We start from the raw sequence: 15,673 nt of genomic DNA, 5'->3' as shown, positions 1-15,673 counted from the left end.
CCGCCCTCGGGGATTTGTTTGTGTAGTGGACGTCGCCAGGCAGCAGGTGCTCCTCACGAAGCACCGCGGCAGGCCGGTTCCCCCCAGATCCCGGGTTCCCCGGGCCCTGGTTCCGGCATGCCGAAAACGGTCGGAAACGGCCGTGACGCCCGGCGAGACCCAGTCCCCGAACGTTAGGTAGACGTTTTGTTCCGCTCGATCACCACTCGTGCCGCTTCCCGCAAGAAGACCTTCGCCGCCACCGCCGCCGTCCTTCTCGGCGCCTCCGGTGCGGTGCTCGGCACGACGGGCACGGCCTCCGCCGCCAGCCCGCAGGAGCTCGCCCGCGACATCGTCCCCGCTGCGCAGTACAACGCCTTCAGCAAGATCGTCTCGCACGAGTCCGGCTGGAACTTCAAGGCCACCAACTCCTCGTCCGGCGCCTACGGCCTGGTCCAGGCCCTGCCCGCCTCGAAGATGTCCTCGGCCGGTTCCGACTGGAAGACGAACCCGGCCACCCAGATCAAGTGGGGCCTCAACTACATGAACGAGCGCTACGGCTCCCCGAACGCCGCCTGGGCGTTCTGGCAGGCCAACGGCTGGTACTAAGAGTCACCACGCCGCACCCGCGCACCCGCAAGGCCCCGCCCTCCTTCTGGAGGGGCGGGGCCTGCGGCGTTTCCGGCCGCTCCGGTGCGTCCGACCCGTTCCTACGCGTCCGTCCTCCCTCCGGGGACGGGCACGGGGCCCCGCCCGTCCCCGGAGGGAGGGGCGGGGCCCCGCGACTTTCCCGGGCACCCCTGCCAGGTCTCGTGGAACGCCGCCGGCGCGGCTACAGCCGCTGGATGATCGTCCCGGTGGCGAGCGCGCCGCCGGCGCACATGGTGACCAGGGCGAACTCCTTGTCGGTCCGCTCCAGCTCGTGCAGCGCCGTGGCGATCAGCCGGGCGCCGGTCGCGCCGACCGGGTGGCCGAGGGCGATGGCGCCGCCGTTGACGTTGACCTTCTCCAGGCCGTCGAGGTCCTTGTCGAACTCCTGCGCCCAGCTCAGCACCACCGAGGCGAAGGCCTCGTTGATCTCGACCACGTCGATGTCCCGGAGGGTCATACCGGCCTTGCCGAGGACCGCGCGGGTCGCGTCGATGGGCCCGTCGAGGTGGAAGTGCGGATCCGAGCCGACCAGCGCCTGGGCGACGATCCGGGCACGGGGGCGCAGCTTCAGCGCGCGGGCCATGCGCTTGGAGGCCCACATCACGGCGGAGGCGCCGTCGGAGATCTGGGAGGAGTTCCCGGCGGTGTGGACGGCGGTGGGCATGACCGGCTTGAGCCGGGCGAGCCCTTCCATGCTGGTGTCGCGGAGCCCCTCGTCGTGGTCCACGAGGCGCCACATGCCCTGGCCCGCGTGCTGCTCCTCCTCGGTGGTCGGGACCTGGACGGCGAAGGTCTCGCGCTTGAACCGCTCCTCGGACCAGGCGACGGCGGCCCGCTCCTGGGAGATGAAGCCGAGGGAGTCGACGCGCTCGCGGGTCAGGCCGCGGCGGCGGGCGATCCGCTCGGCGGCCTCGAACTGGTTGGGCAGGTCCACGTTCCACTCGTCGGGGAAGGGCTTGCCGGGCCCGTGCTTGGAACCGGAGCCCAGCGGGACGCGGGACATCGCCTCGACGCCGCAGGAGATGCCGACGTCGATGACCCCGGCCGCGATCATGTTGGCGACCATGTGGCTCGCCTGCTGGGAGGAGCCGCACTGGGCGTCGACGGTGGTGGCGGCGGTCTCGTACGGCAGTCCCATGGTGAGCCAGGCGGTGCGCGCGGGGTTCATGGACTGCTCGCCGGCGTGGGTGACCGTGCCGCCGACGATCTGTTCGACGCAGTCGGCGGGGATGCCGGTGCGCCCGAGGAGTTCGCGGTAGGTCTCGCCCAGGAGGTAGGCGGGGTGGAGGTTGGCGAGCGCGCCTCCGCGCTTGCCGATGGGGGTGCGTACGGCTTCGACGATGACGGGTTCCGCGGCCATGAGCTGGTCCTCTCCTCGACCGGACGGGGTGTCCCGGCACCCGCCGGTCGGCGTCATGGGAGAACTAGTACGCGTTCTAGTTCTGACTGAAGTCTTATGACCGCTACCGCCGGTACGCAAGGGTCCGGGAGCCAGGAGTTCCCCTCCGGAAGGGCCTCCGAGGGCTCCCGGGGGCTCCGGGGGCGCGTCCGGGGGGCGTATTCCGCCCGCGCCTCTTGCCACTTGTAGAACTCGTTACTACCTTTCCCGGCAACTTCTGATGGTCCATCAGATATTGGAGCGTGTTGCCGATGACCTGCCCCCACCTCCCCGAAGGATTCGACGCCACCGATCCCGACCTGCTGCACCACCGCGTCCCGCTCCCCGAGTTCGCGGAGCTGCGGCAGACCGCGCCGGTCTGGTGGTGCCCCCAGCCGCGCGGCGTCACGGGCTTCGACGACGAGGGGTACTGGGCCGTCACCCGGCACGCGGACGTCAAGTACGTCTCCACCCACCCCGAGCTGTTCTCCTCCCACGAGAACACCGCCGTGATCCGCTTCAACGAGCACATCGGACGGGACCAGATCGAGGTCCAGAAGCTGATCATGCTCAACATGGACCCGCCCGAGCACACCCGGGTCCGCCAGATCGTCCAGCGCGGCTTCACCCCGCGCGCGATCCGCACCCTGGAGACCGTCCTGCGCACCCGCGCCCGCGCGATCGCCGACGAGGCCAGGACCGCCGCCGCCGAAGACCCCGACGGCACCTTCGACTTCGTCACCCGGGTCGCCGTCGAGCTGCCCCTCCAGGCCATCGCCGAACTCATCGGCGTCCCCCAGGAGGACCGCTCCCGGATCTTCGACTGGTCCAACAAGATGGTGGCGTACGACGATCCCGAGTACGCCATCACCGAGGAGGTCGGCGTCGAGGCCGCCACGGAGATCATCAGCTACGCGATGAACATGGCCGCCGCGCGCAAGGAATGCCCCGCGAAGGACATCGTGTCGCAGCTCGTCGCAGCCGAGGGCCAAGGCAACCTCTCCTCCGACGAGTTCGGCTTCTTCGTCCTCCTGCTCGCCGTCGCCGGCAACGAAACCACCCGCAACGCGATCAGCCACGGCATGCACGCCTTCCTCACCCACCCCGACCAGTGGGAACTCTACAAACGCGAACGGCCCGCGACCGCCGCCGAGGAGATCGTCCGCTGGGCCTCCCCGGTCGTCTCCTTCCAGCGCACCGCCACCCAGGACACCGAGCTCGGCGGCCAGAAGATCAAGCGCGGCGACCGGGTCGGCCTGTTCTACTCCTCCGCCAACCACGACCCCGAGGTCTTCGAGAACCCGGGGACCTTCGACATCAGTCGCGACCCCAACCCCCACCTCGGCTTCGGCGGCGGCGGACCGCACTTCTGCCTCGGCAAGGCCCTCGCCGTGAAGGAGATCCAGCTGATCTTCGACGCCGTCGCCGACGTCATGCCGGACCTGACCCTCGTCGGCGAACCGCGCCGGCTGCGGGCCGCCTGGCTCAACGGCGTCAAGGAACTCCGCGTCCGCACGACGGCCCCCGCCTGACGGGGGCGCCTGGCGGAGGGCTCCTGGCGGGTGCCGCCTGACGGAAAGCGCCTGGGGGAGGGCGTCGTCCCGATCCCCGCCCGAGGGGGCCGCCTGACGGGGACCGTCGTCCCGAGCCCCGTCCGGCGGAACGGAACCGCCGCCGTCCCCCGCACGTCCGATCGGGCATGCGGGGGACCACACACAGAATCCTGACCACGCTCGTCGCGCTGCTCGCGCTCCAGCTCGGCTCGCTGGTCGCGCCCGCCTGGGCCTGCGGCTGCGGAGCCATGATCACGCACCCGTCGGAACGCATCGGCGTCGATCGGGAGGAGTCCGCCGTCCACTGGGACGGACGGACCGAGACCGTCGTCATGCGCTTCCGCGTCCACGGCAACGCCCGTCAGGCCGCCTGGGTCATGCCGGTGCCCCACCGGGCCGACGTCACCCTCGGCGACCCGGAGCTCTTCGACCGGCTCGAAGAGCTCGCCGCTCCCGAGGAGCGCGAACGCACCTACTTCTGGCCCCGCGAGGACGACTGGCCCTTCGACGGCGGCTACGGCGACGGCGCCTCCGCCGGCGCGGCCCCCGGCGCCTCCGTCGGCGTCGTCGGCCGCGAGCGGCTCGGCCCCTTCGACGTGGCCCGCCTCACCGCCACCGACCCCGAGGCCCTCGGCACCTGGCTGCGCGCCAACGGCTTCGAACTGCCCGACCGGCTCACCCCCGAACTCCGGCCGTACGTCGAGCGGAAGTGGGAGTACGTCGCCGTCCGCCTCGCCCCGGAGGAGCGCGGCGAGCACCTGTACGGCGAGCTCACCCCGCTCCGCATCACCTTCGCCTCCACCGAACTCGTCTACCCCATGCGCCTCTCCCGGCTCGCCGCCACCTCCCAGACCCTCGGCCTGTCGATCCTCGCCGACCACCGCATGGAGCCTCGCTCGACGATCGGCGGCGAGCGCCACGAGGTCACCTTCTCCGGCCGGATCGACCGCCCCGACGGCCCGGTCGCCGCGCTCACCGGCGGTACGCCCGCCCATCTCACCGTCCTGGAACAGCGGTTCCCCGTTCCGTCCCGGATCGACGACGACCACGTCCTGCGCGCCGTCGCCGACACCCCGTACCGGCGGGTGATCCACCGGGACCGCCTGCTGACCGTCGCCGGGATGCCGGCCTGGCTGCTGACGGCGGGCCTGGGCGCGGCGGCGATCACCGTGACGACCGTGCTCCTCACCGTACGGGCGAACCGCCGCCGCCGAGCGCCGTCAACCGCTTGACGGACCGGCCGCGAACCCCGGCCCGCACGCCGAACCCGGCGCGAACCGACACGCGCCCGGCGAACCCGCGCAGTACCGTCGCCGTATGACGAACCCTCAGTGGACCGCCACCGACGCCTACCTCACCGATCTGCTCGCCCCCGCCGACGAGGCGCTCACCGCCGCCCTCGCCGACTCCACGGCCGCCGGACTCCCGGAGATCGCCGTCGCCCCCAACCAGGGCAAGCTCCTGAACCTCCTCGCCCAGGTCCAGGGGGCCCGGCGCATCCTGGAGATCGGCACCCTCGGCGGGTACAGCACGATCTGGCTGGCCCGCGCCCTGCCCGAGGACGGCCGCCTGATCTCCCTGGAGTACGACCCCCGGCACGCCGAGGTCGCCCGCGCCAACCTCGCCCGGGCCGGCCTCGCCGAGCGTGTCGAGGTCCGCACCGGCCCGGCCCTCGACACGCTCCCGCTCCTCGCGAAGGAGGGCGCTGGCCCCTTCGACCTCGTCTTCGTCGACGCCGACAAGGTGAACAACCCGCACTACGTGACCTGGGCCCTGGAGCTCTCCCGTCCCGGCACCCTGATCGTCGTCGACAACGTCGTCCGGGGCGGCCGCGTCGCCACCGAGGACCCGTCGGACCCGGCCGTCACCGGCACCCGCGCCATGTTCGACCTCGTCGCGCGGGAGCCCCGCCTCGACGCCACCGCGATCCAGACGGTCGGCGCCAAGGGCCACGACGGCCTCCTCATCGCCCGCGTGACGTCCTGACCGTCCCCTCCGGCCCCGCCGAGGAGGTACCGGTCATATCCTTCCTCCCATGAGCATCGTGAAGATCAACGTCCTGTCCGTGCCGGCCGAGCAGCGAGAGGTGCTGGAGCAGCGGTTCGCTTCTCGGGCCGGGGCCGTGGAGGGCTCGGACGGCTTCGAGTGGTTCGAGCTGCTGCGCCCGCTGGAGGGCACCGACCAGTACCTGGTGTACACGCGCTGGCGCAGCGAGGAGGACTTCCAGAACTGGATGAACGGCTCGATGAAGGCCGCCCACCAGGGCACCGCCGGCGCTGAGGGCGGCGAGCGGCCGAAGCCCGCCGCGTCCGGGTCCACCCTGTGGTCGTTCGAGGTCGTGCAGCAGGCGTCGCCGAAGTAATCCGGAGGCGCGGCCGGTCGTGCGGGCCGCAGAATGGCCCGCATGACCTGGACCTTCTCCCCCGAACGCGTCGACACCCCGGACGCCACCTCGCTGCGCCGCGACTACTTCGGCGATGTCGCCGGACGCTACTTCGGCCGCGTGCTGTCCGAGGACGAGTACGACGAGGGGATGATCGACGAGGGTCTCGGACTCCTCGCTCCGCCTGCCGGGGAGTTCCTGGTCGGGCGGTACGAGGGGAAGGCCGCCGCGTGCGGCGGCCTCCTCCTCCTGGACGACGACCGGGCCGAGCTGACCCGGGTCTTCGTCCGCCCCGCATTCCGCGGCCTGGGCGGAGCCGACCTGCTGATGGACGGCCTGGAGCGGGCCGCCCGCGCGCTCGGCGCCCGCCGGACCGTCCTCAACACGCGCCTCGACCTCGTCGAGGCCCGGGCGCTGTACGTGCGCCACGGGTACGGGGAGATCCCGGCGTACTGCTCGGGGCCGTACATGGAGATCTGGTACGGCAAGGAGCTCTCCTAGAGCCTGTCTCCCCGCGCGTCAGCCGTTCCAGACGACGACGTCGAAGGTGGCGTTCGTGTCGCTCGCCTGACCGCCCAGCTCCTTGACCGTCAGGCGGACCAGCCGGCCCTCGCCGGTGCGGCCGCAGAGATGCAGGCCGGTCTTGATCCGGATGTCGTTCGAGGTGGCCTGGGTGTCGACGACGCCCCGGCAGTCGGCGTCCGACGGCGCCGCCGCCGAGCCCTTCCACACGAGCGCCTTCGCGCCGTTGTCGGGCCGCAGCATGTGGTCGCCGAACGGGTAGACGGCGAAGTCGTTGTCGCCGTTGATCTCGGACTCCACCGGCGGCGCCGCGTCGAGGTCCTTGTCCTCCACGTACGTGATGACCAGCGTGCCCTGCCAGGCGACCGTGCCGGGCGGCGCCGTGGAGGGAGCGGGGGTGGTCGGGGCGGTCGTGGCCGGGGCGGTCGTCGCCGGCGGGGCCGTCGGCGTCTCCGGGGAATCCGGTGCCCCCTGGCCCTCGGTGGCGTCCGTCGCGGGCCCGCCGGCCGGCCTGTCGTCGGCCGACGGGGCCGCCGAGCTCGGCCCCGGGGCCGGAGCGGCCTCGGGGCGGTCGTCGCGGGTGTTCACCAGATAGGTGCCGGCGACGCCGATCACGGCCGCCACCAGCGTCGCCGCCGCGCCGATCCAGGCGCCCCTGTGCGCGGGCGGCCGGACGGGCGGAGCGCTCGGGGGCGGCGGGGTGTTCGGGGGCGGGGTGTTCGGGGGCGGGGTGTTCGGGAACTGCGCGGTGCTCTGGGGCGGGGCGCTCGGGGGCGGCGGGGTGCTCGGCGGCCGGGTGCCGTAGGTCCCGTACCCCGGCGTCTGCTGCGGGTGTCCCTGGGGCGGGTGTCCCTGCGGGTGCCCCTGCGGCGGCCAGTCCCGGCCCGGCTCGTGGCTGCTCATCCTGTCCCGTCCCCCTGTGTGTCCGTGTCGCTGTGTGACTGTGCCGCAGTTCAGCTGTGTGGCGGTTCAGCTGTGCCGCCGTGCACCTGACCTGCGCACCCGCGCGTCGATCTTCGGCGGGCAGGTCAGGGTACCCAGCCGTCCTGAGGTCCCGTCATGCCGGTTGCGCGCAGGACGCGTTCGGGCGGGCCGGGGCGTCAGGCGCGGTGGTCGCGGGGCGGTTCGGGGGAGCGGGGGCGTTCCGCGTCGGAGCCGCAGAGCTCGGCGTTGAGCTCCTCGACCAGCTTCACCAGATCCGTGGGACGGTCGGGCCCCCACCAGTCGCCGAGGAGTTCGGCGAGGGACTCCTCACGGGCCTTCGCGAGGCGGACGGCGGTCATGACGCCCTCCTCGGTGAGGACCAGCTGGAGCCCCTCGCGCCGGGCGAGCTGCCGCCCCTCGACCTCCCGGGCCGCGTCGGTGATGACCCGCAGCGGCACGGGGGCGGCCTCGGCGAGCCGCGCGGGTTCCACGGTGCCGTGGCGGCGGATGCGCAGCAGCAGCCAGCTGGAGGCGGGGCGCAGGTCGAGCCCCGCGCGGGCGGTGATCGTCTCGTAGATCTCCTTGCGGCCCTCGCGGGAGCCGAGCACCGACAGGGCGCGGGCCGCCTCCTCGTACGAGGAGCGCTCGACGGGGTTGGAGGCGAGGGTCTGGCTGGTGTCGGGCGCGGTCACGGAGCCCCGGAGCGGATCCTCCTTGAGGAACCAGGCGACGACGAACGCGACGAGGACGACCGGCGCCGCGTACAGGAACACGTCCGTGATGGAGGTGGCGTACGCGTGGAGGACCTCGGGCCGCAGTTCGGGCGGGAGCTGCGCGACCGCGCGCGGGTCGGCGGCGACCTGGCCGGGTCCGGCGCCCTGGGGCAGCTCCGTACCGGCCTCGGCGGCCCGGGCGAAGACGTCCTCCAGCTTGTGGGTGAGCCGGTTGGTGAAGATCGTGCCGAAGACGGCGACGCCGAAGGACGCGCCGATGGAGCGGAAGAAGGTCGCGCCGGAGGTGGCGACTCCCAGGTCCTCGTATCCGACGGCGTTCTGCACGACGAGGACGAGCACCTGCATGACCAGGCCGAGGCCGGCGCCGAAGACGAAGAAGTAGAGGCTCATCTCCCAGGTGGGCGTGGTCTCGGTCAGCTCGTTGAGGAGGAGCAGGCCGAGGCCGGTGATGGCGGTGCCGGCGAGGGGGAAGACCTTCCAGCGGCCCGTCCGCGACACGATCTGCCCGGAGACGGTCGAGGTGAGCAGCAGGCCGACGACCATCGGGAGCATGTGGACGCCGGACATGGTCGGGGTGACGCCCTGGACGACCTGGAGGAAGGTCGGCAGGTAGGTCATCGCGCCGAACATCGCGAAGCCGACGACGAAGCTGATGACCGAGACCAGCGTGAAGGTCCGGATCCGGAAGAGCTTGAGCGGGAGGACGGGCTCGGCGGCCCGCCGCTCGACGGCCACGAAGCAGACGAGGAGGACGGCGCCGAGCACCGCGAGCCCGATGATCTGCGGGGATCCCCACGCCCAGGTGGTGCCGCCGAGGGAGGCGACGAGGACCAGGCAGGTGGCGACCGAGGCGATGAGGAAGGTGCCGAGGTAGTCGATGGTGTGGCGGGTGGAGCGGACCGGGATGTGGAGGACGGCGGCGATGACGAAGAGGGCGACGACGCCGATGGGGAGGTTGATGTAGAAGACCCAGCGCCAGGAGAGGTGCTGGGTGAAGAGCCCGCCGAGCAGCGGCCCGAGGACGCTGGTGGCGCCGAAGACGGCGCCGAAGAGCCCCTGGTACCTGCCGCGCTCCCGGGGCGAGACGAGGTCCCCGACGATCGCCATCGACAGCACCATCAACCCGCCGCCGCCGAGGCCCTGGACCGCGCGGAAGGCGATGAGCTGCGGCATGTCCTGCGCGATGCCGCAGAGCGCGGAGCCGATGAGGAAGAGGACGATCGCGGCCTGGAAGAGCTTCTTCCGCCCGTACTGGTCGCCCAGCTTGCCCCACAGCGGGGTGGCGGCCGTCGAGGCGAGCATGTAGGCGGTGACCACCCAGGAGAGGTGCTCCATGCCGCCGAGCTCGCTGACGATCGTCGGCAGGGCGGTGGAGACGATCGTCTGGTCGAGGGCGGCGAGCAGCATGCCCAGCAGCAGCGCCCCGATCGCGACGAGGACGGTGCGGTGGCTCTGCCCCTCGCCGGGGACGGGCGCGGGCTCCCCGCCGAGCTGAGGCGGACTGGTCTCCTGGGCCATGGGCGTCTCCCTGCGCGTCGCGTCGCTCCCGGGCGTGGTCTCCATCCTGAGTCGAATGTCCGGATATGGCCTGCGGAGGGTGCGGGTGTTCACCCGGCAGCGGGGGGTGGTGTGCCGGTGGCCTGCATAATCACTGCCAGTTGCTTGGGGAGGGGACAGATCATGACCGGACAGGCATGTCCTGAATGTGGTGGACAGAGACCGGGCTGCGCCTGCGCCCGCGCGGAGCTGGCGGCGGCCGAGGACTTCGACCCGCTCCGCATCAGGCCGTACGTGACACTGGACGCCCAGGAGGAGTCGGGGGGCGGGGCGGACCGGCTGGACGGGGCGGGGGCTCAGGACGGGGCGGGTGCGCTCCGTGGGCCGGGCGGGCCGGGCGGGCTCGGCGGGGCTGAACTGGGCGAGGCGGGTGACGGGGGTGACCCGCCGACGACGCAGTTGCGGGCGATCGGGGCCGGAGCGGCCGGGTTCGGCGACGGACAGGGGGATGCGGACGCCCCGTACGGCTCCCCTTCGCACGAGTCCCCTTCCTACGGGTCCGCTCCGTACGAATCCCCTTCACACGGGTCCCGTTCGCACGGGTCCCGTTCGCACGGGTCCGCTCCGTACGAGTCCGCTCCGTACGAGTCCGCTCCGTACGGCTCCGAGGGCGGGGCGCACGAGACGATGCCGCTGCTGCTCGGCGGGGTCGGCGACGGGGCTCGCGGCGAGGGCCCCGGATCGGCCGGGGCGCGGGGCGGGCGGAAGGCGCGGCGGCGCGGCGGGGTGGTCGTGGGCGTCGCGGCGGTGGCCGTGGTCGGCACGGCCGCGCTCGCGGCGGCGGTGCTGAGCGGCGGCGAGACCGCCGACCGGTCGCTGGCGCCCGAGGTGGTCACCAGCGCGTCCCTGAACCTCGCCGTCCCTGAGGAGACGCCGTCCTCGGGCGCGCCGTCGCCGAGCGACACACCCTCCCGTACACCGTCCCCGAGCACGTCCTCGCCGACGGCGACCCCGTCGACGACGTCGGCGTCCCCGTCCCCGTCCTCCTCCCCTTCCGCCACCGCCTCCGCTTCGGCGCCGGTGTCCGCGTCTGCGGCGCCGACGGCGGCCGGCTCGGCGTCCGCCACCGGCGGCCCGGCCTCCTCGGAGAGCCCGTCCACGACCCCGGAGACCTCCGCCGCCCCGACGACCGCCTCCCCCACCCCTTCCCACACGGACGCCGCCGAGGGGGCGGCCCTGAGCGTCGGCGACACGGGCCCCGAGGTGCGCGAGCTCCAGCTGCGCCTGCGGATCCTGTGGGTGTACCTGGAGGAGGCCGACGGGGTGTTCGACGGGAACCTGCGCGACGCGCTGATCCAGTACCAGAGCCGTTTCTGGCGCCTGAAGGACCCCGAGGGCGTGTACGGCCCCCACACTCGGCGCGAGCTGGAGCGGGACACCGAGGGGTACTACGACCAGGGCTGACGGAGGTCACAGGGGGGCGAGTGGCCAAGACCGCCCTCCTTTTTGTATCGTGAAGAAACAAAGTGGCCCCGCCCGCACTCCCTGACCGGCGGGCGGGACCGCTTCGTTCTCCGCACCACCCCCCTGGAGACCCCATGGCCGCCACCCCGGCAACGCTCACCGCCCGCGCCCTCCTGCTCGACATGGACGGCACCCTGGTCAACTCGGACGCTGTCGTCGAGCGCTGCTGGCGCCGCTGGGCGGACCGGCAGGGGCTGGACGCCGGCGAGGTGCTGAAGGTGGTCCACGGCCGCCAGGGCTACGCCACGATGGCGGTCCTCCTCCCGGACCGCCCGATGGCCCAGAACCACGCCGACAACGCGGTGATGCTCGCCGAGGAGACCGCCGACGTCGACGGCGTCGTGCCGGTGCCCGGCGCCCCCGCCTTCATGGACGCGATCGCGTCCGTCCCGCACGCCCTGGTGACCTCGGCGGACGAGGCTCTCGCCCAGGCCCGGATGGGCGCGGCGGACCTGCGGATGCCGGTGACCCGGGTGACCGCCGAGCAGGTCGGCGCGAGCAAGCCGGACCCGGAGGGCTTCCTCAAGGGCGCCGCCGAGCTGGGCGTCGACCCGGCCGACTGCGTGGCCTTCGAGGACTCCGAGGCGGGCATCCAGGCGGCGAAGGCCGCCGGCATGCGCGTCGTGGGCGTGGGCCCGCGCGCGGCCGCCCAGTCCCCCGACCTCCACGTCCAGGACCTGACCTCTCTCCACGTCACCACCGCCCCGGACGGAACGATCACCCTCAGCACGTCGGGCGCCTGACGCCCCCGGCCCCGGGCAGGGCGTCCCGGCGGCCGACCGCGCGCCCGGGCGAGCCCGACGGCGTGTCCGCCGCACCACGTGAGGGCGCGGGTCCGACGACCCGCGCCTTCTTCGTGCGCCGCGACCGCCAGGCGTGAGGACGGACGGGGCGCCGCCGACCCGCCCCCGGTCGCCGTGCCCGCCGACGGGCACGCCGGCACACCCCTCCCCCAGGGCGTACGCACGCACCCGGACGCCTTCGCGTCGAGGCGCTCACGCCGCGCCCTCTGCCGTCCGACGACCCTCCCGCCTCCTCGACGGGCCGCACGGCAGCACCGTCCACCCAGCCCGCGCTGAACGCCCGGCACGCACGAGGGCGGCGCACCCACACGCCGTACGGCGCCGCCCCCGGTGACACACCGGCCCCGGGCCCCGCGACACCGGCCGACACGCCCACCGCCACCAGGCCGTCCCGCCGCCCGACCCGCCTGCCGCGGTCCGCCGCACATCTCCGCGCGCCCACCCTCGGAGCCGTACCGGCACAGCCTGCCCACCCCGGGAGCCGCAGCGGCACGACTCGCCCCCCTCGACGCCCCACGAGGGTGGCCCACCCCCTCCGGCCACCACGACGTCGACCCGAGCCAGGCGCTCCCCCACGCCCCACTCACCCCACACACCGCTCGCCCCCGGCGCGGCCCCGAGGCCCCCGCCGTCCCCCACCCCTCCCGCCCGAAATCGGGGCTTGCGCGGCGGAATTCCGACTCTGCGGAATCGATCCGGCGGAATCCGACGCTCCGTCAGAACACGTCGCACCTCTTGATGTGACGTGTCCATGTCGCCACTCTGTTACCTGGCGCACCCCTCAGCGAAACCTCGCGCCGCCACGATGACCGGGCGCCGCCCGGTACCGCACGGGACCGGCCGAACCGCCAAGGTCCCACCGAATCAAGGGAGTTCCCCATGCCCGTCGGCAAGGTCTACGCGCGTCGAGCCGCCGTGCTCGCCTCCACCGCCGCCCTCACCCTGACCGGCCTCGTGACCGCCGCGCCCTCCGCGCAGGCCGCGATGCCGACCCCGGTCAGCGCCGCGACCGCCCGCACCTACCTCGCCTCCCTCACGGTGAAGGCGGAAGGTTCCCTCACCGGATACAACCGTGACCTGTTCCCCCATTGGATCACCCAGTCGGGGGCCTGCAACACCCGCGAGACCGTCCTCAAGCGCGACGGCTCGGGTGTCGTCACCGACTCCAGCTGCGCCTCGGTCAGCGGCAGTTGGTACTCCCAGTACGACGGAGCCACCTGGACCGCCGCCTCCGACCTCGACATCGACCACGTCGTGGCACTCGCCGAGGCATGGCGTTCGGGCGCCAACTCCTGGAGCACCAGCCAGCGCCAGGCGTTCGCCAACGACCTCAGCCGGCCGCAGCTCATAGCCGTGACCGACAACGTGAACCAGGCCAAGAGCGACCTCGACCCCGCCGAGTGGCTGCCTTCCCGCACCGCGTACCGCTGTACGTACGCCCGCGCCTGGGTGCACGTGAAGCACCACTACGGCCTCAGCGTCGACTCCGCGGAGAAGAGCGCCCTCCAGTCCGTCCTCAACGGCTGCTGACCACACCCCTCCTGACGCCGCGCCGGCACGAAACCGGCGCGGCCCGGACTCGACACACGCGGCCACGCGAGCACGGACGGACACCGACGAGCGCCGACGGGCACTGACGGACATCGCCGAGCACTGCGCGAGCGCCACACAAGTGCCGCACGGGTACCGCACGGGCACCGCACAAGTCCCGCGTAAGCGCCACATAAGAAACGGCGTGAAATCGGCGCGCCTGTGGTCCAGACCTGAGCCACTCTGGTCCAGACCAGAGCGGCCCTCCCCAGGCGCGCCCCACGGAAGGGAGATGTTTGAACTTGCAAGTACTACTCAGGGGAGCCTAACCTGGCGGCCGTTCGGTACCAGTCCCCCATGCCCGCCCCCTCCCCGGGACGGGCCGGCCGAAGGAGTTCCCCCCACCATGAGCACCCTCACCAACCGCCTGAACCAGGCGCAGCCCTACGCGCTCGGCCTCTTCCGGATCGTCGTCGGCCTGCTCTTCGCCTGCCACGGCGCCGCCTCGCTCTTCGGCGTCCTCGGCGGCGCGATGGGCGGCGGCACCGTCCCCACCGGCGCCTGGCCCGGCTGGTACGCGGCGGTGATCCAGCTCGTCTGCGGCGGTCTCGTCCTCCTCGGCCTCGGCACGCGCGGCGCGGCCTTCATAGCGTCGGGCTCGATGGCGTACGCGTACTTCTGGGCCCACCAGTCCGAGGCGCTCTTCCCGCTCCAGAACGGCGGCGAGCTGTCCGCCCTCTTCTGCTGGACCTTCGCCCTGCTGATCTTCACGGGCCCCGGCGGCCTCGCCCTCGACGCCCTCTTCGGCCAGAAGGGCGCGAAGGGCGCCCAGCAGCACGACCCGAACGCACAGGGCACCGAGAAGCAGGGCACCCCGGTCGCCGCCTGACCGCACCCCCGCTCTCTCCCGCTCCCCCGCTCCCGCCGAACTGCCCCCGCCCCCGCCCTCTCCTCGCGCCTGCCCCTGTGCCCGCCCCTGGGCCTGCCCCTGGGCCTGCCCCTGGGCCTGCGCCGGACAAGCCGCTCCCCGGGCCCCCGCCGGCACCACCCGGCGGGGGCTCCGCGAGACCCCGGCCGATGCCCGGCGGGGGTTCCACCGCCGCCCGCGGCACCCACCCGGCGGGAGCAGGGGCATCGGCGCGTAGGCTCTGGCCCTGTGAATCTGCTCGACAGCATGGGCTCGCTGAGGTCGCTGACCGCGGGCCCGTGGATCTATCCCGTGGTGGCGACGTCGATCCTGCTCGACGTCTTCCTGCCCGTTCTGCCGAGCGGCTTCCTCGTGATCTCCGCCGCCACGGCCGCCTCCGCCTCCATCGGCGCGGCCACGGCCCCCGCGGACGTCCCCTCCCTGCTGCCGCTGCTGCTCACCGCGGCGGCGGCCTCGATGCTCGGCGACTTCCTGGCGTACCGGCTGGCGCTGCGCGGCGGCCGGCGGCTGGACGGCGCGATAGCCCGCTCCCGCCGCCTGACCGTGGCGCGGGAACGTCTCGGCACCGCCCTGGCCCGGGGAGGCGGCTTCATCGTGGTCCTGGCCCGCTTCGCCCCGGCGGGCCGCTCCGTGGTCTCCCTGGGCGCGGGCGCGGCGGGGCGGCGCCCCGAGGAGTTCCTGCCCTGGTCCGCGCTGGCGGCGGTGATCTGGGCCTCGTACAGCGTGGGGCTCGGCTGGCTGGGCGGCGCGTGGCTGGGCGCGACCTGGTTCAGCGCGGGGGTGTCGACCCTGGCGCTCCTGCTGGCGGGCGGACTGGCCGGTTACCTCATACGGCGTCCGGGCGCGGCTCCGGCTCCGGCGTCGTGACCTGAGGGTGGTGGTGCGCTCCTCTCACCTCCAGGGTGGCGAGGAGCCGGGCGGTCGCGTCGGCGATCTCCTCCACGGCCCGGTCGAAGACCTCCCGGTTGTGCGCGGCGGGGGCGCGGAAGCCGGAGACCTTGCGGACGTACTGGAGCGCGGCGGCGCGGATGTCGTCCTGGGTCGCCTCATGGGGCAGGACGGGCGGGCGGAGCGTCTTGATGCTGCGGCACATGCCTCCAGTGTGACGCGCCCCACTGACAACGGCGGGACGGCGCCGGACAGCGGCGGGATGTCGCCGGAGGCGGCGGGACGGCCGGCAGGGCTGCACCACGGCCGACCGGAGCCGGCGGGGCGGCCGGGAGCGGCGGGGCAGTCGGGGAAGGCGGCCGGACTGTCGGGGAAGCTG

General features: G+C 73.3%; 15 protein-coding genes. 11 read left to right on the top strand and 4 right to left on the bottom strand.

Annotated elements, in window-relative coordinates; translation table 11 throughout:
- Positions 1-186: 186 nt before the first annotated feature.
- Positions 187-588 carry a transglycosylase SLT domain-containing protein gene (locus ACF1BN_RS06670; RefSeq protein ID WP_392330447.1) on the top strand — a complete coding sequence of 134 codons (402 nt, stop codon included), beginning with the start codon at positions 187-189 and terminating at the stop codon, positions 586-588.
- Positions 589-811: 223 nt separating this feature from the next.
- On the opposite strand, the gene ACF1BN_RS06665 is transcribed toward ACF1BN_RS06670, so the two are convergent.
- Positions 812-1,990, bottom strand: a complete 1,179-nt coding sequence (locus ACF1BN_RS06665) for a steroid 3-ketoacyl-CoA thiolase (RefSeq protein ID WP_392330446.1) — start codon at positions 1,988-1,990, stop codon at positions 812-814.
- A 290-nt stretch (positions 1,991-2,280) separates the two neighbouring features.
- On the opposite strand from ACF1BN_RS06665, the gene ACF1BN_RS06660 reads away from it, so the two are divergent.
- From ACF1BN_RS06660 to ACF1BN_RS06640, 5 genes are all read left to right on the top strand, one after another.
- Positions 2,281-3,540 (top strand): cytochrome P450, encoded by a 1,260-nt coding sequence (locus ACF1BN_RS06660; RefSeq protein ID WP_392330445.1) that lies wholly within the window; start codon positions 2,281-2,283, stop codon positions 3,538-3,540.
- Positions 3,541-3,707: 167 nt separating this feature from the next.
- Positions 3,708-4,793: a DUF2330 domain-containing protein gene (locus ACF1BN_RS06655; RefSeq protein ID WP_392330444.1), complete on the top strand. Its 1,086-nt coding sequence runs from the start codon at positions 3,708-3,710 to the stop codon at positions 4,791-4,793.
- Between the two features lie 85 nt (positions 4,794-4,878).
- Positions 4,879-5,547, top strand: coding sequence for an O-methyltransferase (locus ACF1BN_RS06650; RefSeq protein ID WP_392330443.1), 669 nt, complete (start codon positions 4,879-4,881; stop codon positions 5,545-5,547).
- A gap of 49 nt (positions 5,548-5,596) precedes the next feature.
- Complete coding sequence (locus tag ACF1BN_RS06645) at positions 5,597-5,923, top strand: antibiotic biosynthesis monooxygenase family protein (RefSeq protein ID WP_392330442.1); 327 nt, start codon at positions 5,597-5,599, stop codon at positions 5,921-5,923.
- A gap of 33 nt (positions 5,924-5,956) precedes the next feature.
- On the top strand, positions 5,957-6,445 hold the full coding sequence (locus ACF1BN_RS06640) for a GNAT family N-acetyltransferase (RefSeq protein WP_392330441.1): 489 nt from the start codon (positions 5,957-5,959) through the stop codon (positions 6,443-6,445).
- 18 nt (positions 6,446-6,463) lie between these two features.
- On the opposite strand, the gene ACF1BN_RS06635 is transcribed toward ACF1BN_RS06640, so the two are convergent.
- Together ACF1BN_RS06635 and ACF1BN_RS06630 are read right to left on the bottom strand one after the other, a co-directional pair.
- Entirely contained in the window at positions 6,464-7,369 is a 906-nt protein-coding gene (locus ACF1BN_RS06635) for a hypothetical protein (RefSeq protein ID WP_392330440.1), read from the bottom strand.
- A gap of 197 nt (positions 7,370-7,566) precedes the next feature.
- Positions 7,567-9,642 (bottom strand): DHA2 family efflux MFS transporter permease subunit, encoded by a 2,076-nt coding sequence (locus ACF1BN_RS06630; protein ID WP_392330439.1) that lies wholly within the window; start codon positions 9,640-9,642, stop codon positions 7,567-7,569.
- Positions 9,643-10,308: 666 nt separating this feature from the next.
- On the opposite strand from ACF1BN_RS06630, the gene ACF1BN_RS06625 reads away from it, so the two are divergent.
- The 5 genes from ACF1BN_RS06625 to ACF1BN_RS06605 all read left to right on the top strand — a co-directional run bounded on the left by ACF1BN_RS06625 (position 10,309) and on the right by ACF1BN_RS06605 (position 15,273).
- Positions 10,309-11,085 carry a peptidoglycan-binding protein gene (locus ACF1BN_RS06625; protein ID WP_392330438.1) on the top strand — a complete coding sequence of 259 codons (777 nt, stop codon included), beginning with the start codon at positions 10,309-10,311 and terminating at the stop codon, positions 11,083-11,085.
- 134 nt (positions 11,086-11,219) lie between these two features.
- On the top strand, positions 11,220-11,888 hold the full coding sequence (locus ACF1BN_RS06620; RefSeq protein ID WP_392330437.1) for an HAD-IA family hydrolase: 669 nt from the start codon (positions 11,220-11,222) through the stop codon (positions 11,886-11,888).
- 939 nt (positions 11,889-12,827) lie between these two features.
- Positions 12,828-13,478: an HNH endonuclease family protein gene (locus ACF1BN_RS06615; protein ID WP_392330436.1), complete on the top strand. Its 651-nt coding sequence runs from the start codon at positions 12,828-12,830 to the stop codon at positions 13,476-13,478.
- Between the two features lie 406 nt (positions 13,479-13,884).
- Positions 13,885-14,367, top strand: coding sequence for a DoxX family protein (locus ACF1BN_RS06610; protein WP_392330435.1), 483 nt, complete (start codon positions 13,885-13,887; stop codon positions 14,365-14,367).
- A gap of 273 nt (positions 14,368-14,640) precedes the next feature.
- Positions 14,641-15,273, top strand: a complete 633-nt coding sequence (locus ACF1BN_RS06605) for a DedA family protein (protein WP_392330503.1) — start codon at positions 14,641-14,643, stop codon at positions 15,271-15,273.
- Here the strand turns inward: ACF1BN_RS06605 and ACF1BN_RS06600 are convergent.
- Positions 15,233-15,499 (bottom strand): DUF2277 domain-containing protein, encoded by a 267-nt coding sequence (locus ACF1BN_RS06600; protein WP_392330434.1) that lies wholly within the window; start codon positions 15,497-15,499, stop codon positions 15,233-15,235. The two genes, ACF1BN_RS06605 and ACF1BN_RS06600, sit on opposite strands and share 41 nt — an antisense overlap.
- Positions 15,500-15,673: the final 174 nt, after the last annotated feature.

The organism is Streptomyces sp. NPDC014861, from assembly GCF_043081625.1.
Classification (GTDB): Bacteria; Actinomycetota; Actinomycetes; order Streptomycetales; family Streptomycetaceae; genus Streptomyces.
The sequence above is the reverse complement of the archived record's forward strand: the minus strand, read 5'-3'. Positions and strand labels throughout refer to the sequence as shown.

What these genes read in the sequence shown, in the direction of transcription:
- ACF1BN_RS06665 (WP_392330446.1), bottom strand. Translation starts at nt 1,990, where the DNA reads ATGGCCGCGGAACCCGTCATCGTCGAAGCCGTACGCACCCCCATCGGC.
- ACF1BN_RS06660 (WP_392330445.1), top strand. Translation starts at nt 2,281, where the DNA reads ATGACCTGCCCCCACCTCCCCGAAGGATTCGACGCCACCGATCCCGAC.
- ACF1BN_RS06655 (WP_392330444.1), top strand. Translation starts at nt 3,708, where the DNA reads ATGCGGGGGACCACACACAGAATCCTGACCACGCTCGTCGCGCTGCTC.
- ACF1BN_RS06650 (WP_392330443.1), top strand. Translation starts at nt 4,879, where the DNA reads ATGACGAACCCTCAGTGGACCGCCACCGACGCCTACCTCACCGATCTG.
- ACF1BN_RS06645 (WP_392330442.1), top strand. Translation starts at nt 5,597, where the DNA reads ATGAGCATCGTGAAGATCAACGTCCTGTCCGTGCCGGCCGAGCAGCGA.
- ACF1BN_RS06640 (WP_392330441.1), top strand. Translation starts at nt 5,957, where the DNA reads ATGGCCCGCATGACCTGGACCTTCTCCCCCGAACGCGTCGACACCCCG.
- ACF1BN_RS06635 (WP_392330440.1), bottom strand. Translation starts at nt 7,369, where the DNA reads ATGAGCAGCCACGAGCCGGGCCGGGACTGGCCGCCGCAGGGGCACCCG.
- ACF1BN_RS06630 (WP_392330439.1), bottom strand. Translation starts at nt 9,642, where the DNA reads ATGGCCCAGGAGACCAGTCCGCCTCAGCTCGGCGGGGAGCCCGCGCCC.
- ACF1BN_RS06625 (WP_392330438.1), top strand. Translation starts at nt 10,309, where the DNA reads ATGCCGCTGCTGCTCGGCGGGGTCGGCGACGGGGCTCGCGGCGAGGGC.
- ACF1BN_RS06620 (WP_392330437.1), top strand. Translation starts at nt 11,220, where the DNA reads ATGGCCGCCACCCCGGCAACGCTCACCGCCCGCGCCCTCCTGCTCGAC.
- ACF1BN_RS06615 (WP_392330436.1), top strand. Translation starts at nt 12,828, where the DNA reads ATGCCCGTCGGCAAGGTCTACGCGCGTCGAGCCGCCGTGCTCGCCTCC.
- ACF1BN_RS06610 (WP_392330435.1), top strand. Translation starts at nt 13,885, where the DNA reads ATGAGCACCCTCACCAACCGCCTGAACCAGGCGCAGCCCTACGCGCTC.
- ACF1BN_RS06600 (WP_392330434.1), bottom strand. Translation starts at nt 15,499, where the DNA reads ATGTGCCGCAGCATCAAGACGCTCCGCCCGCCCGTCCTGCCCCATGAG.